The organism is Pseudomonas sp. L13, from assembly GCF_009935965.1.
GTDB lineage: Bacteria > Pseudomonadota > Gammaproteobacteria > Pseudomonadales > Pseudomonadaceae > Aquipseudomonas > Aquipseudomonas lactis.
In genome coordinates, this window is the sequence record NZ_QODJ01000060.1 from 19636 (window position 1) to 36285 (window position 16650).

Here is a 16650-nt window from a genome sequence, read left to right on the forward strand (position 1 = left end):
CGTTATCGTTGGCGATTTTCGCGAGCAAGCTCGCTCCTACAGTTTTAAGCCCCATTAAAGTGGGGCTTTTTTGTATTGGTCAGCAAAGATGACGTCTGGCCTGAGCATCAGGTACAATTCCCGGCTATTTTTCAGCGGGCAATCTGCCTGCAGCCTTTTTGAGTGTTGATCCGTGAGTGATTTGAGTCATATCCGCAATTTCTCCATCATCGCCCACATTGACCATGGCAAGTCGACGCTGGCCGATCGATTTATCCAGATGTGCGGCGGCCTTGCCGAGCGTGAAATGGAAGCCCAGGTACTGGATTCCATGGACCTCGAACGCGAGCGCGGGATCACCATCAAGGCCCACAGCGTCACGCTGTACTACAAGGCCAAAGACGGCATCACTTACCAACTGAACTTCATTGACACCCCTGGCCACGTTGACTTCACCTACGAAGTCAGCCGCTCGCTGGCGGCCTGTGAAGGTGCGTTGCTGGTGGTCGATGCCGGCCAGGGCGTCGAGGCACAGTCGGTTGCCAACTGCTACACCGCGATCGAGCAAGGCCTGGAAGTCATGCCCGTGCTCAACAAGATCGACCTGCCCCAGGCCGAGCCCGAGCGCGTCAAGGAAGAGATCGAGAAGATCATCGGCATCGACGCCACCGACGCCGTCACCTGCAGCGCCAAGACCGGCCTGGGTGTCGACGAAGTGCTCGAACGCCTGGTGCACACCATTCCCGCGCCGACCGGCAACTACGAAGATCCGCTGCAAGCGTTGATCATCGACTCCTGGTTCGACAACTACCTGGGCGTTGTTTCCCTGGTCCGTGTGCGTCATGGCCGTGTGAAGAAGGGCGACAAGATCCTGGTCAAGTCCACCGGCAAGATCCACCTGGTGGACAGCGTCGGTGTATTCAACCCCAAGCACACCGCTACCGTTGATCTGAAAGCCGGTGAAGTCGGCTTCATCATCGCCGGTATCAAGGACATTCACGGTGCGCCAGTGGGTGACACGCTGACCTTGAGCTCCACGCCAGACGTCGACGTGCTGCCCGGCTTCAAGCGCATTCAGCCACAGGTCTACGCCGGCCTGTTCCCGGTCAGCTCCGACGACTTCGAAGACTTCCGCGAAGCCCTGCAAAAACTGACCCTCAACGACTCGTCGTTGCAGTACACCCCGGAAAGCTCCGACGCCCTGGGCTTTGGCTTCCGTTGCGGGTTCCTGGGCATGCTGCACATGGAGATCATCCAGGAGCGCCTTGAGCGCGAATACGACCTGGACCTGATCACCACCGCGCCAACCGTTATTTTTGAGTTGCTGCTCAAAACCGGTGAAACGATTTACGTCGACAACCCGTCCAAGCTCCCGGATCTGTCAGCCATCGAAGACATGCGCGAGCCGATCGTGCGGGCCAATATCCTGGTACCGCAGGAACACTTGGGCAACGTCATTACCCTGTGCATCGAAAAGCGTGGCGTACAGCGCGACATGCTGTTCCTCGGTACCCAGGTACAAGTGACCTACGATATGCCGATGAACGAAGTGGTCCTGGACTTCTTCGACCGCCTCAAGTCCACCAGTCGCGGCTATGCTTCGCTGGACTACCATTTCGATCGTTACCAATCGGCTAATCTGGTGAAACTGGATGTGCTGATCAACGGCGACAAGGTAGATGCCTTGGCACTGATCGTGCACAAGGACAACGCGCACTACAAAGGTCGCCAACTGACCGAGAAGATGAAAGAACTGATTCCGCGCCAGATGTTCGACGTCGCGATCCAGGCCGCCATTGGCGGGCAGATCATTGCACGGACTTCCGTCAAGGCTCTCAGAAAGAACGTACTGGCCAAATGCTACGGCGGTGACGTAAGCCGTAAGCGCAAGCTGCTTGAGAAGCAAAAGGCCGGTAAAAAACGCATGAAGCAGGTAGGCAACGTGGAAGTTCCACAAGAAGCCTTCCTTGCGGTGCTCAGGTTGGATAGTTAGGTCCTATGTCACTAAATTTCCCGCTGTTGCTGGTCATTGCCGTTGCCGTCTGTGGTCTCCTGGCGTTGCTCGATCTGGTGTTCTTCGCCCCGCGTCGTCGGGCGGCCATCGCTTCCTATCAGGGCAGCGTCAGCCAGCCCGATGCGGTGGTGGTCGAGAAGCTGAACAAAGAGCCCTTGCTGGTTGAGTACGGCAAGTCGTTCTTTCCGGTGTTGTTCATCGTGCTGGTGCTGCGCTCGTTTCTGGTAGAGCCGTTCCAGATCCCTTCGGGGTCGATGAAACCAACCCTGGACGTGGGTGACTTCATCCTGGTGAACAAGTTTTCCTACGGCATTCGCCTGCCGGTGATCGACAAGAAAGTCATCCCCGTGGGTGACCCGCAGCGCGGCGATGTGATGGTGTTCCGCTACCCAAGCGACCCGAACGTCAACTACATCAAGCGTGTGGTCGGCCTGCCGGGCGACGTGGTGCGCTACACCAGCGACAAGCGCCTGTTCATTAACGGTGAGTCGGTGGCCGAGAAACTGTTGGGCGCCGAGCCGAACACCTTGGGCAGCGCCGAGCTGTACCAGGAAAAACTCGGCGCGGTGGAGCACCAGATCCGCAAGGAAATGAGCCGCTACCGTGCGATGCCCGATGGCCAGTGGAAAGTGCCGGCCGGGCACTACTTCATGATGGGCGACAACCGCGACAACTCCAACGACAGCCGCTATTGGGATGACCCCAACATTCCCAAGGACCTGCTGGGCATGGTGCCCGACGAGAACATTGTCGGCAAAGCCTTCGCGGTCTGGATGAGTTGGCCGGAACCCAAGCTCAGCCACCTGCCGAACTTCTCGCGGGTCGGGCTGATCAAGTAATACAAGCGGCGCTGTGAACACAGCGCCGAATGCTTTTCTGGGGCTTGGACATTTTCCGATGCCCGGTACCCATCAGAATTTGAATTTGAACACTGCGTCAATCGTCGATGGCCGCCGGTGCCATCAACTAGATATGGATAAACCGTGACCGTTTCTCTAAGTCGTCTCGAGCGTCAGCTCGGCTACACCTTCAAGGACCAGGAATTGATGGTCCTTGCCCTCACACACCGCAGCTTTGCAGGGCGCAATAACGAGCGCCTGGAATTCCTCGGTGACGCTATCCTCAATTTCGCCGCCGGCGAGGCGCTGTTCGAGCGCTTCCCCCAAGCGCGAGAAGGCCAGCTTTCGCGCCTGCGCGCACGCCTTGTGAAAGGCGAGACCCTGGCTGTGCTGGCCCGAGGCTTCGGCCTGGGCGAATACCTGCGGCTGGGTTCCGGTGAGCTGAAAAGCGGTGGTTTCCGTCGCGAATCAATCCTGGCTGATGCCCTGGAAGCCTTGATCGGTGCGATCTACCTTGATGCAGGCATGGAGACAGCCAAGGAGCGCGTGGTCGCCTGGCTGGCTTCTGAAATCGAAAGCCTGACACTGGTCGACACCAACAAGGATCCCAAGACCCGCCTGCAGGAATACCTGCAGTCCCGCGGTTGCGAACTGCCACGCTACGAAGTGGTGGATATCCAGGGCGAACCCCATTGCCGGGTGTTCTTCGTGGAATGTGAAATCACCTTATTGAACGAAAAAAGCCGAGGTCAGGGTGTGAGCCGTCGCATTGCCGAACAGGTAGCGGCCGCTGCAGCACTGATTGCCCTGGGCGTGGAGAATGGCCATGACTGATTCAACCGCAACACGCTGTGGCTATGTTGCCATCGTCGGCCGCCCGAACGTGGGCAAGTCCACGCTGCTCAACCACATCCTCGGCCAGAAGCTCGCGATCACCTCGCGCAAGCCCCAGACCACTCGCCACAACATGCTGGGCATCAAGACCGAAGGCCACGTGCAAGCGGTGTATGTCGATACCCCGGGCATGCACAAAGGTGGCGAGAAAGCCCTGAACCGCTACATGAACAAGACCGCCTCGGCCGCGTTGAAAGACGTCGACGTGGTGATCTTCGTGGTCGACCGCACCAAGTGGACCGACGAAGACCAGATGGTCCTTGAGCGTGTGCAGTACGTGACCGGCCCGTTGATCGTCGCGCTGAACAAGACCGACCGCATCGAAGACAAAGCCGAGCTAATGCCGCACCTGAGCTGGCTGCAGGAACAACTGCCGAACGCCCAGATCATCCCGATCTCGGCCCAGCACGGCCACAACCTCGACGCCCTGGAGCGCGTGATCGCCGAGCACCTGCCGGAGAACGAGCATTTCTTCCCGGAAGACCAGATCACCGACCGCAGCAGCCGCTTCCTCGCCGCCGAACTGGTGCGCGAGAAAATCATGCGCCAGATGGGTGCCGAGCTGCCGTACCAGATCACCGTCGAAATCGAAGAGTTCAAGCAGCAGGGCAAGACCTTGCATATCCATGCGCTGATCCTCGTGGAACGTGACGGCCAGAAGAAAATCATCATTGGCGACAAGGGCGAGCGCATCAAGCGCATCGGCACCGAAGCGCGCAAGGACATGGAGTTGCTGTTCGACTCCAAGATCATGCTCAACCTGTGGGTGAAGGTGAAGGGCGGCTGGTCCGATGATGAGCGTGCGTTGCGCTCCCTGGGCTACGGCGACCTCTAAACTGCGGCGCGCCCACTGTAGGAGCGAGCTTGCTCGCGAAAAACGTCAACGATGATGTGTTTATTCTGAGTAAACGCGTTGTCCTCAAGTTCTTCGCGAGCAAGCTCGCTCCTACAGTGATTATCATCGCCTTGAAGACGGTGTTCCCTCAGCGAGCCTGCCATGTCCCAATCCCCACCCCCCAGCCAACTCGCCTACGTCCTGCACAGCCGCGCCTACCGCGAAACCAGTGCGCTGGTGGACTTCCTCACGCCTCAAGGCCGCCTGCGCGCGGTATTGCGCAGCGCGCGGGGCAAGGCGGGCACGTTGGCGCGGCCATTCGTGGCGCTGGACGTGGAGTTTCGCGGCAAGGGCGAATTGAAAAACGTCGGCCGCCTGGAAAGCGTTGGCACCTCGGCCTGGCTTAACGGCGATGCGCTGTTCAGCGGCCTTTACCTCAATGAACTGCTGATCCGCCTGTTGCCCGCCGAAGACCCGCACCCGGCGGTTTTCGATCACTACGCTGCCACCTTGCTGGCCCTCGCTGAAGGCCGTCCGCTGGAACCGCTGCTACGCGCTTTCGAATGGCGCCTGCTCGACGACCTTGGCTATGGCTTCGAATTGGCCAACGACCTGCACGGCGAGCCCATTGCCGCCGATGGTATGTATCGCCTGCAAGTCGATGCGGGGCTTGAACGTGTGTACCTGCTGCAACCCGGCCTGTTCCAGGGCACCGAGCTGTTGGCCATGAGCGAAGCCGACTGGCACGCACCCGGTGCGCTGTCTGCTGCCAAGCGCCTGATGCGCCAGGCCCTGGCCGTGCATCTGGGCGGACGGCCACTGGTCAGTCGCGAGTTGTTTCGAAAGCCCTGACATCCCCGTGTATGCTGTGCACCGATTCTTTCCCTTTTCAGGAGCGCTTCCGTGACCACCAGCAATCGCATTCTTCTTGGCGTCAACATCGACCACGTCGCCACCCTGCGCCAGGCCCGGGGCACCCGTTACCCTGACCCGGTCAAGGCCGCGCTGGACGCCGAAGAAGCGGGCGCCGACGGCATCACCGTGCACCTGCGCGAAGACCGCCGCCACATCCAGGAGCGCGACGTGCTGCTGCTCAAGGACGTGCTGCAAACCCGCATGAACTTCGAAATGGGCGTCACCGAAGAAATGATGGCGTTCGCCGAGCGCATCCGTCCGGCGCATATCTGCCTGGTACCGGAAACCCGCCAGGAACTGACCACCGAAGGCGGCCTCGATGTCGCCGGCCAGGAAGCGCGGATCAAGGCTGCGGTGGAGCGCCTGTCGCGGATCGGCAGTGAAGTCTCGCTGTTTATCGACGCCGACGAACGCCAGATCGAAGCCTCTCGCCGTGTCGGCGCGCCGGCCATCGAACTGCACACTGGCCGTTATGCCGATGCCACCACGCCGACCGAAGTGGCCGATGAGTTGCAACGCATCATCGACGGCGTGAACTGCGGGCTCAACGAAGGCTTGATCGTCAACGCCGGCCATGGCCTGCACTATCACAACGTCGAAGCCGTGGCCGCGATCAAAGGTATCAACGAACTGAACATCGGCCATGCCCTGGTGGCGCACGCGTTGTTCGTCGGTTTCAAAGGCGCGGTGGCCGAGATGAAAGCCCTGATCCTGGCCGCTGCCAAGCCCTGATCGCACATTAACCTGTAGGAGCGAGCTTGCTCGCGAAGGTCGTTAACGATGACGCGGGGAGTCTGGCTCCCCGCGTTGTTCTCAGGTCTTTCGCGAGCAAGCTCGCTCCTACAGGTTGTTTGAGCCATGTTTCATCTGTGCGGCAATGCGAACCCTTACTGTTTAGGCCCCGCAGGTGTATCGTATCTGCCCTTTGCGGGCCCTTGGCCTGCGGCAGATACGCGAGGTTGTTGTGTCCCGATCCTTTTCCCGTCGACAAATCCTGGGTGGTCTTGCTGGCCTGGCCGTAGTAGGCGTCGGTGCCGGTGGTGGTTACCGCTACTGGCTGGGGAAAGTCGCTGAGTCCGAGGCCGGGCACGATTACGAGCTGATCGCCGCACCCCTGGACGTAGAGTTGGTACCAGGGCACAAGACACAGGCCTGGGCGTTCGGCCCATCGGCGCCGGGCACCGAGTTGCGGGTGCGCCAGGGCGAGTGGCTGCGGGTACGCTTTATCAATCACCTGCCAGTCGCCACCACCATCCACTGGCACGGCATCCGCCTGCCGCTGGAAATGGACGGCGTGCCCTACGTCTCGCAATTGCCGGTGCTGCCTGGCGAATATTTCGACTACAAATTCCGCGTGCCCGATGCCGGCAGTTACTGGTACCACCCCCATGTCAGCAGCAGCGAAGAACTCGGCCGTGGCCTGGTCGGCCCGTTGATCGTGGAAGAACGCGAACCCACCGGCTTCAAGTACGAACGCACCTTGAGCCTGAAGAACTGGCACATCGACGAACAGGGCGAGTTTGTCGAGTTCAGCATCCCCCGTGAAGCGGCACGTGGCGGCACGGCCGGGCGCCTGTCGACCATCAACGGCGTGCCCCAGGCGGTCATCGACCTGCCTGCCGGGCAAATCACCCGTGTGCGCCTGCTCAACCTTGATAACACGCTGACCTATCGCCTCAATATCCCCGACGTCGAAGCGCAGATCTACGCACTGGACGGCAACCCCATCGAGCCGCGCCCGCTGGGCAAGGAATATTGGCTGGGCCCGGGCATGCGCATTTGCCTGGCGATCAAGGCGCCCCCGGCGGGCGAAGAGCTGTCGCTGCGCAACGGCCCGGTGCGCCTTGGCACCTTCCGCTCGGTCGCCAATACCGACGCGCCTACCGTGTGGCCAAAGGCATTGCCGGCCAACCCGGTCGCCGAGCCAGACCTGGCCAATGCCGAGAAGCTCAACTTTAATTTCGAATGGGTCGGCTCGGTGTCGGTCAACGTCGAGAACGGCAAGCCGCCGAGCCTGTGGCAGATCAACGGCCAGGCCTGGGACATCACCGACAAGACCTGCGCCGACCGCCCGATTGCCAAGCTGGAAAAGGGCAAGAGCTACATTTTCGAATTGAAGAACATGACCCAGTATCAGCACCCGATCCACCTGCACGGCATGAGCTTCAAGGTGCTCGCGTCCAACCGCCACAAGGTGATCCCGTATTTCACCGACACCTACCTGCTGGGCAAGAACGAACGCGCCCGCGTGGCCTTGGTGGCGGATAACCCCGGGGTGTGGATGTTCCATTGCCATGTGATCGACCACATGGAAACCGGCCTGATGGCCGCCATCGAGGTGGCGTGATGCGCCAGATTCGCCCTGCCGCGATTATCGACCGCAGCCGCGACCAGGACTTTATGCGCGAAGCCCTGGCGCTCGCCGCCCAGGGCGCCGCATTGGGCGAGGTGCCGGTGGGCGCCGTGCTGGTGCAGGACGGTGAAATCATCGGCCGCGGCTTCAACTGCCCCATCAGCGGCAACGACCCCAGCGCCCATGCCGAAATGGTCGCGATCCGCGCCGCTGCGCAAGCGATCAGCAACTATCGGCTGGTGGGCAGCACGCTGTACGTGACGCTGGAACCGTGCAGCATGTGTGCCGGGCTGATCGTGCATTCGCGGGTGGCGCGGGTGGTGTATGGCGCGTTGGAACCCAAGGCCGGGATTGTGCAGAGCCAGGGGCAGTTTTTCACCCAGGGTTTTCTTAACCATCGGGTGTTGTTTGAAGGCGGGGTGTTGGCAGAGGAGTGTGGGGCTGTCCTCAGCGAGTTCTTCAAAGCTCGCCGAGCCAAGCCACCGTCTAACTAACACTGAGAAACACTGTGGGAGCTGGCTTGCCTGCGATAGCAATCTGTCAGTCAGCCCAATATTGACTGACCCACCGCTATCGCAGGCAAGCCAGCTCCCACCTTTGATCTCCATTTTTTTCAGGAAGAGGGTGGGGTCATTTGCGCGCGATGATCACCGCTCGCATCGGCGCCGGCAGCCCTTCGATGGTCTTGCTGTGATCTTCGGGGTCGAGGAAGTCACTGAGCGACTGATACTTCATCCACTGCGTCCCACGCTGTTCCTCAACCGTGGTCACGCTCACATCCACGCACCGCACATCACTGAACCCGGCCCGGCGCAGCCACAGCATCAACGCCGGCACCGACGGCAGGAACCACACATTGCGCATCTGTGCATAACGGTCTTCCGGCACCAGCACCTGCTGTTGATCGCCCTCCACAACCAATGTTTCCAACACCAACTCGCCGCCCTTGACCAGGGTGTCCTTCAGCGCCAGCAAATGCTCGATGGGCGAGCGGCGGTGGTAGAACACGCCCATGGAAAACACGGTGTCAAAGCCTTCCAGGTTCGCCGGCAAGTCTTCGAACGGGAACGGCAAGTGCCAGGCCTTGGGCTCGGACAGGTAACGCTGCACCGCCTGGAACTGGCAGAAGAACAGCCAGTTGGGGTCCACGCCAATCACGCTGTCGGCCCCGGCGCCGAGCATGCGCCACATGTAGTAGCCGTTGCCGCAGCCCACATCGAGGATGCGCTTGCCTTGGAGGTTCAGGTGCGGCGCGACCCGCGACCATTTCCAGTCCGAACGCCACTCGGTGTCCACATGCACGCCGAACAGATGGAACGGGCCTTTGCGCCAGGGGCTCAGGCCCATCAGCGTCGTGTGCATCTGCGCGCGGGTGGCGTCGTCGCAATCGGTGTCCAGCACCAGGCCGTTCAACAGGTCGACTTCGCTGGGCTGGATCTTCGGCAGTGCGTCCAACGCACTCTGCCAGCGTTCCAGGTCGCCATGGCCCTTTTCCATCTTGCTATCGAGCTGCGCTTGCAGGCCCTGGGCCCACACGGCCAGGGGAGTGCCGACCAGATGGCGGGCGAGGGGGGACAAATCAATCATGGCAAGGCAATCAACGAGGCAAAGTTAAGACACTGGAACCACGGCACGACTTTCGAGAACCCGGCCGCCAGCAGGCGTTCGCGGTGTTCTTCGAGGCTGTCGGGCTTCATGACGTTTTCGATGGCGCTGCGCTTCTGGGCGATTTCCAGTTCGCTGTAGCCGTTGGCGCGCTTGAAGGCGATATGCAGGTCGGTCAGCAGCGCGTGTTCTTCAACATCGTTAAAGCGCAGCTTTTCCGAGAGGATTAACGCCCCGCCCGGCAGCAGCGCTTGGCGAATGCGCCCCAGCAACGCCAGGCGCTCCTCGGGGGCGATAAATTGCAGGGTGAAGTTCAGCGCCACCACCGAGGCCGGCTGGAATTGCAAGGCGAGGATATCGCCCTCGATCACCTCCACGGGCAGCAACTCCTGGAACATCGAGTCCTGGCCATTGAGGTATTCGCGGCAGCGCTCGACCATCGCGGCCGAGTTATCCACAGCGATCACCCGGCAACCTTCGGTACGTACATGGCGACGCAGGGCTTGGGTCACAGCACCCAGGGAAGAGCCCAGGTCATACAGCACGCTACCTGGTTGGGCAAATTGCGCGGCCAGCACGCCGAGGTTCTCGACGATGGTGGGGTAACCCGGCACCGAGCGCTTGATCATGTCCGGGAACACCCGCACCACATCCTCGTTAAAGGCGAAGTCCGGCACCTGGGGCAGGGGCTGGGCGAATAGGCGATCGGGTTCTTTGCTCACGGCTGTTCCGGCGACGATGGGGGAAAGGCCGGCATTTTAGCCAAGTTGCTCCTCGGATGCGCGGGTTGTCTGATGGAAAGCCGAGGCGGTGATGCCCCACTGCCCGAGCCAGTAGGTGGCGATCAGCAAATAGGGCGCTGCCTCGAACGCCAGCACAAAGCGGTTGATGCCGATCAGCGCGTCGGAAACCACAAACGACAGCGCACCCGCCGCCGCCAGCCACGCCGAACGTTTGGGCACCTCGCTGCCCAGTCGCGCCAGCGCCCGCCAGAGCATCGCGCTGATCACCAGCGCATAAACCACCACCGGTATCAGCAACTCACCGAGGCCGTGGGCGATCAGGATGCTCAGCAGGATCGCGCCAACGCCGAGGGCCAGCACCAGCGGCAGCAGCGCCAAGCGCCGACAGTCACTGAAATAGGCTTTGAGATAGGCCAGATGCGCGAACAGAAACGCGCCCAGGCCAAAGATAAACAAGTCGCCCGGCCAGGCGAGCAACACGTCGCCCACCACGGAAAAAATCAACCCCAGGCTGATCCAGCGTCGATACTCGGTGGGCGGCGCGTCATGCAGCCAACCCAGCAGCGCCAGCACCGGCAGCGGCTTGACCAGCAGGCACAGCAGCGTCGCGTGGGTCGCCAGGCCATAGACAAAGGTGCCGGCGCCCATCAAGGCAAGGATCAGCCATGGCATATCAGTTCACCGTAATGGCGCAGTCAAAGGTTTCGACAGGTTCGGCCTCCGGCTCCCAAGGTTGCTGGGACGTCAGGCGCAAACGCCCTTGCCCTTTGGCAAACGCCTGGAAGCGCCAGGTGGACTGGCCGCCACCGCCGATCACGCCGGACTCGCTGCTGCTGTAGACCTCGGGGCTCAAGGCGCGCAACACGCCGCCCGCGGAGTCCTGGATGGCCCAGCGGTAACCGGTGGTGGGGTTGCTGGGCAGGGTGAGGATCAGGTTTTGCCCGTTTTCAAGCTGGAGCGGGCAGGCGCTCTGGTTGTCCACGGTGACGTTTTGCTTCGGCGCGCTGGCGCACGCAGTCAGCAGGCAAAGGCTCAGGGGGAGAAGCAGGCGGGCAGCAGTCATGGAGACTCCGTTTATACACGACGAAGGGCGAGCATAACCGAAGATGAGACAAGGTGTGACAAGAGGGCGTGAGGTATGGCGGATGGCGCCATCACGGGCAAGCCCGCTCCCACATTTGACCCGCGTTGTCATAAACAACGCCGATCCCTGTGGGAGCCGGGCTTGCCCGCGATAGGGCCAGTCCAGGCGCTAGAGATCTGTCAGAAGAGCACCTTCGCCACATCCGCAAACCGCTTGGCAAAGTGCACCGTCATCCCTTCCTTCAAATAGTCCGGCAACTCTTCAAAGCTGCCACGGTTGGGCTCCGGCAAGATCAACTCGTGAATCTTCTGGCGCCGCGCCGCAATCACCTTCTCGCGTACCCCGCCGATCGGCAGTACATGCCCGGTCAGCGTCAGTTCGCCGGTCATTGCCACGCCTTTTTTCGGCGGTTGGTTGCGGGCCAGGGACAGCAACGCACTGGCCATGGTCACGCCGGCACTCGGGCCGTCTTTGGGGGTGGCGCCTTCTGGCACGTGCAAGTGTACGAAGGCTTCGTCGAAGAACTTCGCATCACCGCCAAATGATTTCAGATTGGAACTGATGTAGCTGTAGGCGATTTCGGCGGACTCTTTCATTACCTCACCCAACTGCCCGGTGAGCTTGAAGCCGCGGTTGAGCGTGTGGATGCGCGTTGCTTCAATCGGCAAGGTGGCGCCGCCCATGCTGGTCCAGGCCAGGCCGGTAATCACGCCGGTGCCGGAGAGCACTTGCTCATTACGGAACACGGGCATGCCCAGGGAGCTTTCCAGATCCTTGTTGCCGATCTTGATCACCGAGTCGGGCTCATCCAGCAGTTTTACCACCGCCTTGCGCACCAGCTTGCCCAGTTGCTTCTCCAACTGACGCACGCCGGCCTCTCGCGCGTAACCATCGATCAATGCGCGCAAGGCGCCGTCGCTGATGGTCAGGCTGTTTTTGGCCACGCCGGCTTTTTCCAATTGCTTGGGCCACAGGTGACGCTTGGCGATGGCGACTTTTTCTTCGGTGATATAGCCCGACAGGCGAATCACTTCCATGCGGTCCAGCAACGGGCCGGGGATCGAGTCCAGGGTGTTGGCGGTGCACACGAACAGCACTTTGGACAGGTCCAGGCGCAGGTCCAGGTAATGGTCGAGGAATTCGACGTTCTGCTCCGGGTCCAGGGTTTCCAGCAGCGCCGACGCCGGGTCGCCCTGGAAGCTCTGGCCCATCTTGTCGATCTCGTCGAGCATGATCACCGGGTTCATCACTTCCACGTCTTTCAACGCCTGCACCAGCTTGCCAGGCAGGGCGCCGATGTAGGTGCGGCGGTGGCCCTTGATCTCGGCCTCGTCGCGCATGCCGCCGACACTGAAGCGATAGAACGGGCGCCCCAGGGATTCGGCGATGGACTTGCCCACACTGGTCTTGCCCACGCCCGGCGGGCCCACCAGCAACACGATGGAACCGGCGACTTCGCCCTTGTAGGCGCCCACGGCGAGGAATTCGAGGATGCGGCTCTTGATGTCATCCAGGCCCGCATGGTGCTTGTCCAGCACCTTGCGCGCGTGCTTGAGGTCGAGTTTGTCTGCGCCATACACGCCCCACGGCACCGAGGTGGCCCAGTCCAGGTAGTTGCGCGTGACGGCATATTCCGGCGAGCCGGTTTCCAGGATCGACAGTTTGTTCAGCTCTTCATCGATGCGCTTCTGTGCCTGGGCCGGCAACACCTTGCCTTGCAGGCGCTGTTCGAACTGTTCGACGTCGGCGCTGCGGTCGTCCTTGGTCAGGCCCAGCTCCTGCTGGATGACCTTGAGTTGTTCCTTGAGGAAGAACTCACGCTGGTGCTCGCCGATCTTGCGGTTCACTTCGGCGGAGAGTTCTTTTTGCAGGCGCGCAACTTCTACCTCTTTGCGCAGCATCGGCAGCACTTTTTCCATGCGCTTGAGCATGGGCACGCAGTCCAGCACTTCCTGCAGCTCATTACCGGTGGCCGAGGTGAGGGCGGCGGCAAAGTCGGTGAGCGGCGACGGGTCGTTGGGGCTGAAGCGGTTGAGGTAGTTCTTCAACTCTTCGCTGTACAGCGGGTTGAGGGGCAGCAGTTCCTTGATCGCATTGATCAGCGCCATGCCGTAGGCCTTGACCTCATCGGTCGGCTCGCTGGGCTGGTGCGGGTATTCGACCTCCACCAGGTACGGTGGGCGGTGGTGCTTGAGCCAGGTCTTGATGCGCACGCGGGTCAGACCCTGGGCCACGAACTGCAGCTTGCCGTTCTCGCGGCTGGCGTGGTGCACCTTCACCAGGGTGCCGTACAGCGGCAGGGCGGAGGTGTCGAAGTGCCGTGGGTCTTCGGGCGGCGTGTCCATGAAAAACAGCGCAAGGGAATGGTGGTCGGATTTGCTCACCAGCTCCAGGGTTTCGGCCCAGGGTTCTTCGTTGACGATCACCGGCAACACTTGGGCCGGGAAAAACGGCCGGTTGTGGATCGGGATGATGTAGACCTTGTCCGGCAGGTTTTGCCCAGGCAGGGCCAGGCCAGTATTGGACGAGGGGGCTTCAGCGTTTTCGGGGTCGGCGTAATCGTTGAGGTCGTAATCTGGAAATTCTTGCTGGTCGCTCATGGGGCACCTGCATCAGTAAGTATGCAGGTTAGATGGGGCGGGGTTGCGGTGGTTTCAATGGGGCAGCGTCGTTAGCAACAATTTGCATGAAATAACGGGAGAGTTGCAGTCAAGGTACTTTACCCCTCGGCTTTTCGAACTGATCGTCAATAATGTGACGGCTAGACCCAGCTTTTATTGGGTTTACTTATCTCCACTCCCAGCTAACCTGCTTTAATAAAATTCCCCATAAAAAAGGATGTTTTTTTGACGCCGGTTAGCAGTCGGCAGGGACGCGTATGACACCAGGAAAGCACGGCCAAGAGCGACGAGCACGGCCCGAGGGCGCGGCCATGCACTGGCGCCACACGTTTCAGACCCGCATTGCCGGGGTACTGGCGCTGTTGCTGCTGGTGGTCGTGGCCGCCACCTATTTTGCCGTGAAGGCCGCCACCACTCGCGCGGTGGAGAACCAGGCCGACGTACAGCTGAACACGGGGCGGCAGGTGTTCGAGCGCCTGTTGGACCTGCGCGGGCGGCGCTTGCAGTACGGGTTGGACTGGCTCACCGCCGATGGGCCGTTCAAGCAGGCGGTGGCCGGTGGCCGCACAGTGCCGATCCTGGAGGCCCTGGGGACCCATGGCACCGGAGTCAGTTCCAGCGAAGTGGTGGTGCTGGGCCTGGATGACAGGGTCATGGTCAGTACCCTGCTGGTGCAGACGCGGGGCCAGTTGTTCCCGTATGCCGATGCCTTGCGCAAGGCGCGGCGCAGCGGCCAGCAAATGTTGATCGTCGCCATGGCCGGGCGCCCCTATTTGCTGGTGCAAAAGGATGTGCTCGGGCCTGTGCCTATCGCCCGCGTGGTCATGGGCTTTCCCATGGACACGCAATTCGCCCATGAACTGCGCTCCATGAGCAACCTGGAGGTGTCGTTCCTCAGTGTGCAGGACGGCCATCTCGGTCAGCTGTTCACCACCCACCCTGGCAATTGGCGCCCAAGCATTATCAGCCTCTTGCATGGCACGCAGGTCGATCCCGAGGCGAAGATCCAGCTGTTCCATGGCCAGCGTGTGCTCAGCCAGGTATTGCCCTTGGCCAACAGCGGCGAAGGCGATGAAGTGCGCGTGTTGCTGCAAAGCCCGCTGGACCATGCGCTGGAATCCTTCGCGCCGCTGGACCGGCAGTTTATGGGGATTGCCCTGGCGGTGCTGCTGGTGTCCCTGGCAGTGGCGTTATTCCTGGCGAGGCGTGTGTCACGCCCGCTCAATGCGCTGGTACAAGCCGCTGAACGGATCGGGGCCGGTGACTACCGCACCCCGGTGCGGGTGCGTAGCCACGACGAGTTCGGCCTGCTGGCGCGTGCGTTCAATGCCATGCAAAGCGGCATTGCCCTGCGCGAGCGGCAACTGGCCCACAATGCCTTGCATGACCCGCTCACCGGCCTGCCCAATCGCGCCCTGGCCATGGAGCGCCTGGGCAGTGCGATCAGCGCACGGCGGCCGGTGGTATTGCTGTACGTAGGCATTGAAAACTACCGGCTCATCAACGAAGGGTTTGGCCCCGAAGGTGTCGAGCACATGTTGTGCGAGGCCAGCCGCTGCTTGTCCAGCAGCCTGTTGGCCAGCGACACTGCGGCGCGCATCGCCGGCAGTGAGTTTCTGTTGTTGCTGGAAAACACCGAGATCGACTCTGCCGTGGCCCGCGCCGATCAGTTGCATGGGGCGTTGACCGAACCCCTGCGCATCGGCAATGACGAAGTGCGCCATGAAGTGAGCATCGGCATCGCCGCGTACCCTGCTGATGGGCAGCAGGTGGAAGAGTTGATCAACCGCGCGGCCATCGCCCGGCACGACGCGGCCAACCTGCCGGGGCATTTGCAGATCTACCAACCGGACCGCGACCTCGCCCACCAACGCCAGATCACCCTGATTCGCGACTTGCGCCGCGCCGTGATCGAAGGCGAGTTGTTCCTGTGCTACCAGCCCAAGCTTGACCTGCGCCGCGGGCACGTGAGCCAGGCTGAAGCCTTGTTGCGCTGGCAACACCCGACGCTGGGGCAAGTGTCCCCCGGGGAGTTCATTCCCCTGGCCGAACGCACCGGCAGTATGGGCGCGCTAACGCTGTGGGTAATCGAGGAGGCCATCCGCCAGATTGCCGAATGGGCGCAGCGTGGGCTGATTATCCAGCTGTCGGTGAATATTTCCGTGAACGACTTGGCGGATGACGACTTGGCCATTCGCGTCACTGCGCTATTGGCCCAATACCACGTGGACGCCGAGCATTTGATTTTTGAAATCACCGAGAGCGCCATCATGCACAACCCGCAGCAGGCCCTCAGCGTGCTGGAGCAGCTGCGCAATTGCGGGATCAGCCTGTCGGTGGATGATTTCGGCACTGGTTACTCCTCCCTCGCACAATTGCAGCGTCTGCCGGTGCAAGAACTGAAGATCGACCAGTCCTTTATACGCAACCTCGACAGCACCAGCGGCGACGGCGTGATCGTGCGCTCCACCATCGAGATGAGTCATAGCCTGGGGCTCAAGGTGGTGGCCGAGGGCGTGGAGTTCGAACACAGCCTCACCTTGCTCAAACGCTGGAGCTGCGACACGGCCCAGGGCTACCTGATCAGCCGGCCGCTCAATGCCATGGCGTTCGAGCGGTGGATGCGGCGTGAGCGGATATCCGTCTGATTGGATGGGCACGGGCTAATGTGGGAGCTGGCTTGCCTGCGAAGACGGTCTTACAGTCGACATCGTTATACCGAGTACATATCCATTCCTGCGGTAACGGCCACCTAGGGTTCCGCCCTG

14 protein-coding genes are annotated in these 16650 nt (G+C 61.3%); 9 read left to right on the forward strand and 5 right to left on the reverse strand.

What is annotated here, in order from left to right:
• Positions 1 to 172: 172 nt before the first annotated feature.
• The 8 genes from lepA to tadA all read left to right on the forward strand — a co-directional run bounded on the left by lepA (position 173) and on the right by tadA (position 8323).
• The gene (gene lepA / locus DK871_RS23470) at positions 173 to 1972 is read left to right on the forward strand and encodes a translation elongation factor 4 (RefSeq protein WP_003188853.1); all 1800 of its coding nucleotides are present in this window, start codon (positions 173 to 175) and stop codon (positions 1970 to 1972) included.
• A gap of 5 nt (positions 1973 to 1977) precedes the next feature.
• Positions 1978 to 2832, forward strand: a complete 855-nt coding sequence (gene lepB / locus DK871_RS23475; RefSeq protein ID WP_003188855.1) for a signal peptidase I — start codon at positions 1978 to 1980, stop codon at positions 2830 to 2832.
• 144 nt (positions 2833 to 2976) lie between these two features.
• Entirely contained in the window at positions 2977 to 3666 is a 690-nt protein-coding gene (gene rnc, locus DK871_RS23480) for a ribonuclease III (protein ID WP_003188856.1), read from the forward strand.
• Complete coding sequence (era, locus tag DK871_RS23485) at positions 3659 to 4561, forward strand: GTPase Era (protein WP_161906812.1); 903 nt, start codon at positions 3659 to 3661, stop codon at positions 4559 to 4561. Before rnc ends, era begins: the two co-directional genes overlap by 8 nt.
• A gap of 162 nt (positions 4562 to 4723) precedes the next feature.
• Entirely contained in the window at positions 4724 to 5413 is a 690-nt protein-coding gene (gene recO / locus DK871_RS23490) for a DNA repair protein RecO (RefSeq protein ID WP_116667267.1), read from the forward strand.
• 51 nt (positions 5414 to 5464) lie between these two features.
• Complete coding sequence (gene pdxJ, locus DK871_RS23495) at positions 5465 to 6208, forward strand: pyridoxine 5'-phosphate synthase (protein ID WP_032893404.1); 744 nt, start codon at positions 5465 to 5467, stop codon at positions 6206 to 6208.
• 232 nt (positions 6209 to 6440) lie between these two features.
• The gene (locus DK871_RS23500; protein ID WP_161906813.1) at positions 6441 to 7823 is read left to right on the forward strand and encodes a multicopper oxidase family protein; all 1383 of its coding nucleotides are present in this window, start codon (positions 6441 to 6443) and stop codon (positions 7821 to 7823) included.
• The gene (gene tadA / locus DK871_RS23505) at positions 7823 to 8323 is read left to right on the forward strand and encodes a tRNA adenosine(34) deaminase TadA (protein ID WP_056789910.1); all 501 of its coding nucleotides are present in this window, start codon (positions 7823 to 7825) and stop codon (positions 8321 to 8323) included. Before DK871_RS23500 ends, tadA begins: the two co-directional genes overlap by 1 nt.
• Positions 8324 to 8459: 136 nt before the next feature.
• Here tadA and cmoB read toward each other — a convergent pair whose 3' ends face one another.
• The 5 genes from cmoB to lon form a co-directional block, all read right to left on the reverse strand.
• Positions 8460 to 9416, reverse strand: coding sequence for a tRNA 5-methoxyuridine(34)/uridine 5-oxyacetic acid(34) synthase CmoB (gene cmoB, locus DK871_RS23510; protein ID WP_161906814.1), 957 nt, complete (start codon positions 9414 to 9416; stop codon positions 8460 to 8462).
• Entirely contained in the window at positions 9413 to 10156 is a 744-nt protein-coding gene (cmoA, locus tag DK871_RS23515) for a carboxy-S-adenosyl-L-methionine synthase CmoA (RefSeq protein WP_161906815.1), read from the reverse strand. Before cmoA ends, cmoB begins: the two co-directional genes overlap by 4 nt.
• 36 nt (positions 10157 to 10192) lie before the next feature.
• Positions 10193 to 10849, reverse strand: coding sequence for a lysoplasmalogenase (locus DK871_RS23520; RefSeq protein WP_161906816.1), 657 nt, complete (start codon positions 10847 to 10849; stop codon positions 10193 to 10195).
• A 1-nt stretch (position 10850) separates the two neighbouring features.
• A complete protein-coding gene (locus DK871_RS23525) occupies positions 10851 to 11240 on the reverse strand; it encodes a protease inhibitor I42 family protein (RefSeq protein WP_161906817.1) in 390 nt (129 codons plus the stop codon).
• 200 nt (positions 11241 to 11440) lie between these two features.
• On the reverse strand, positions 11441 to 13861 hold the full coding sequence (gene lon, locus DK871_RS23530; RefSeq protein ID WP_161906818.1) for an endopeptidase La: 2421 nt from the start codon (positions 13859 to 13861) through the stop codon (positions 11441 to 11443).
• Positions 13862 to 14193: 332 nt separating this feature from the next.
• Between lon and DK871_RS23535 the strand changes: the two genes are divergently transcribed.
• Positions 14194 to 16530: a bifunctional diguanylate cyclase/phosphodiesterase gene (locus DK871_RS23535; protein WP_161906819.1), complete on the forward strand. Its 2337-nt coding sequence runs from the start codon at positions 14194 to 14196 to the stop codon at positions 16528 to 16530.
• Positions 16531 to 16650 lie beyond the last annotated feature (120 nt).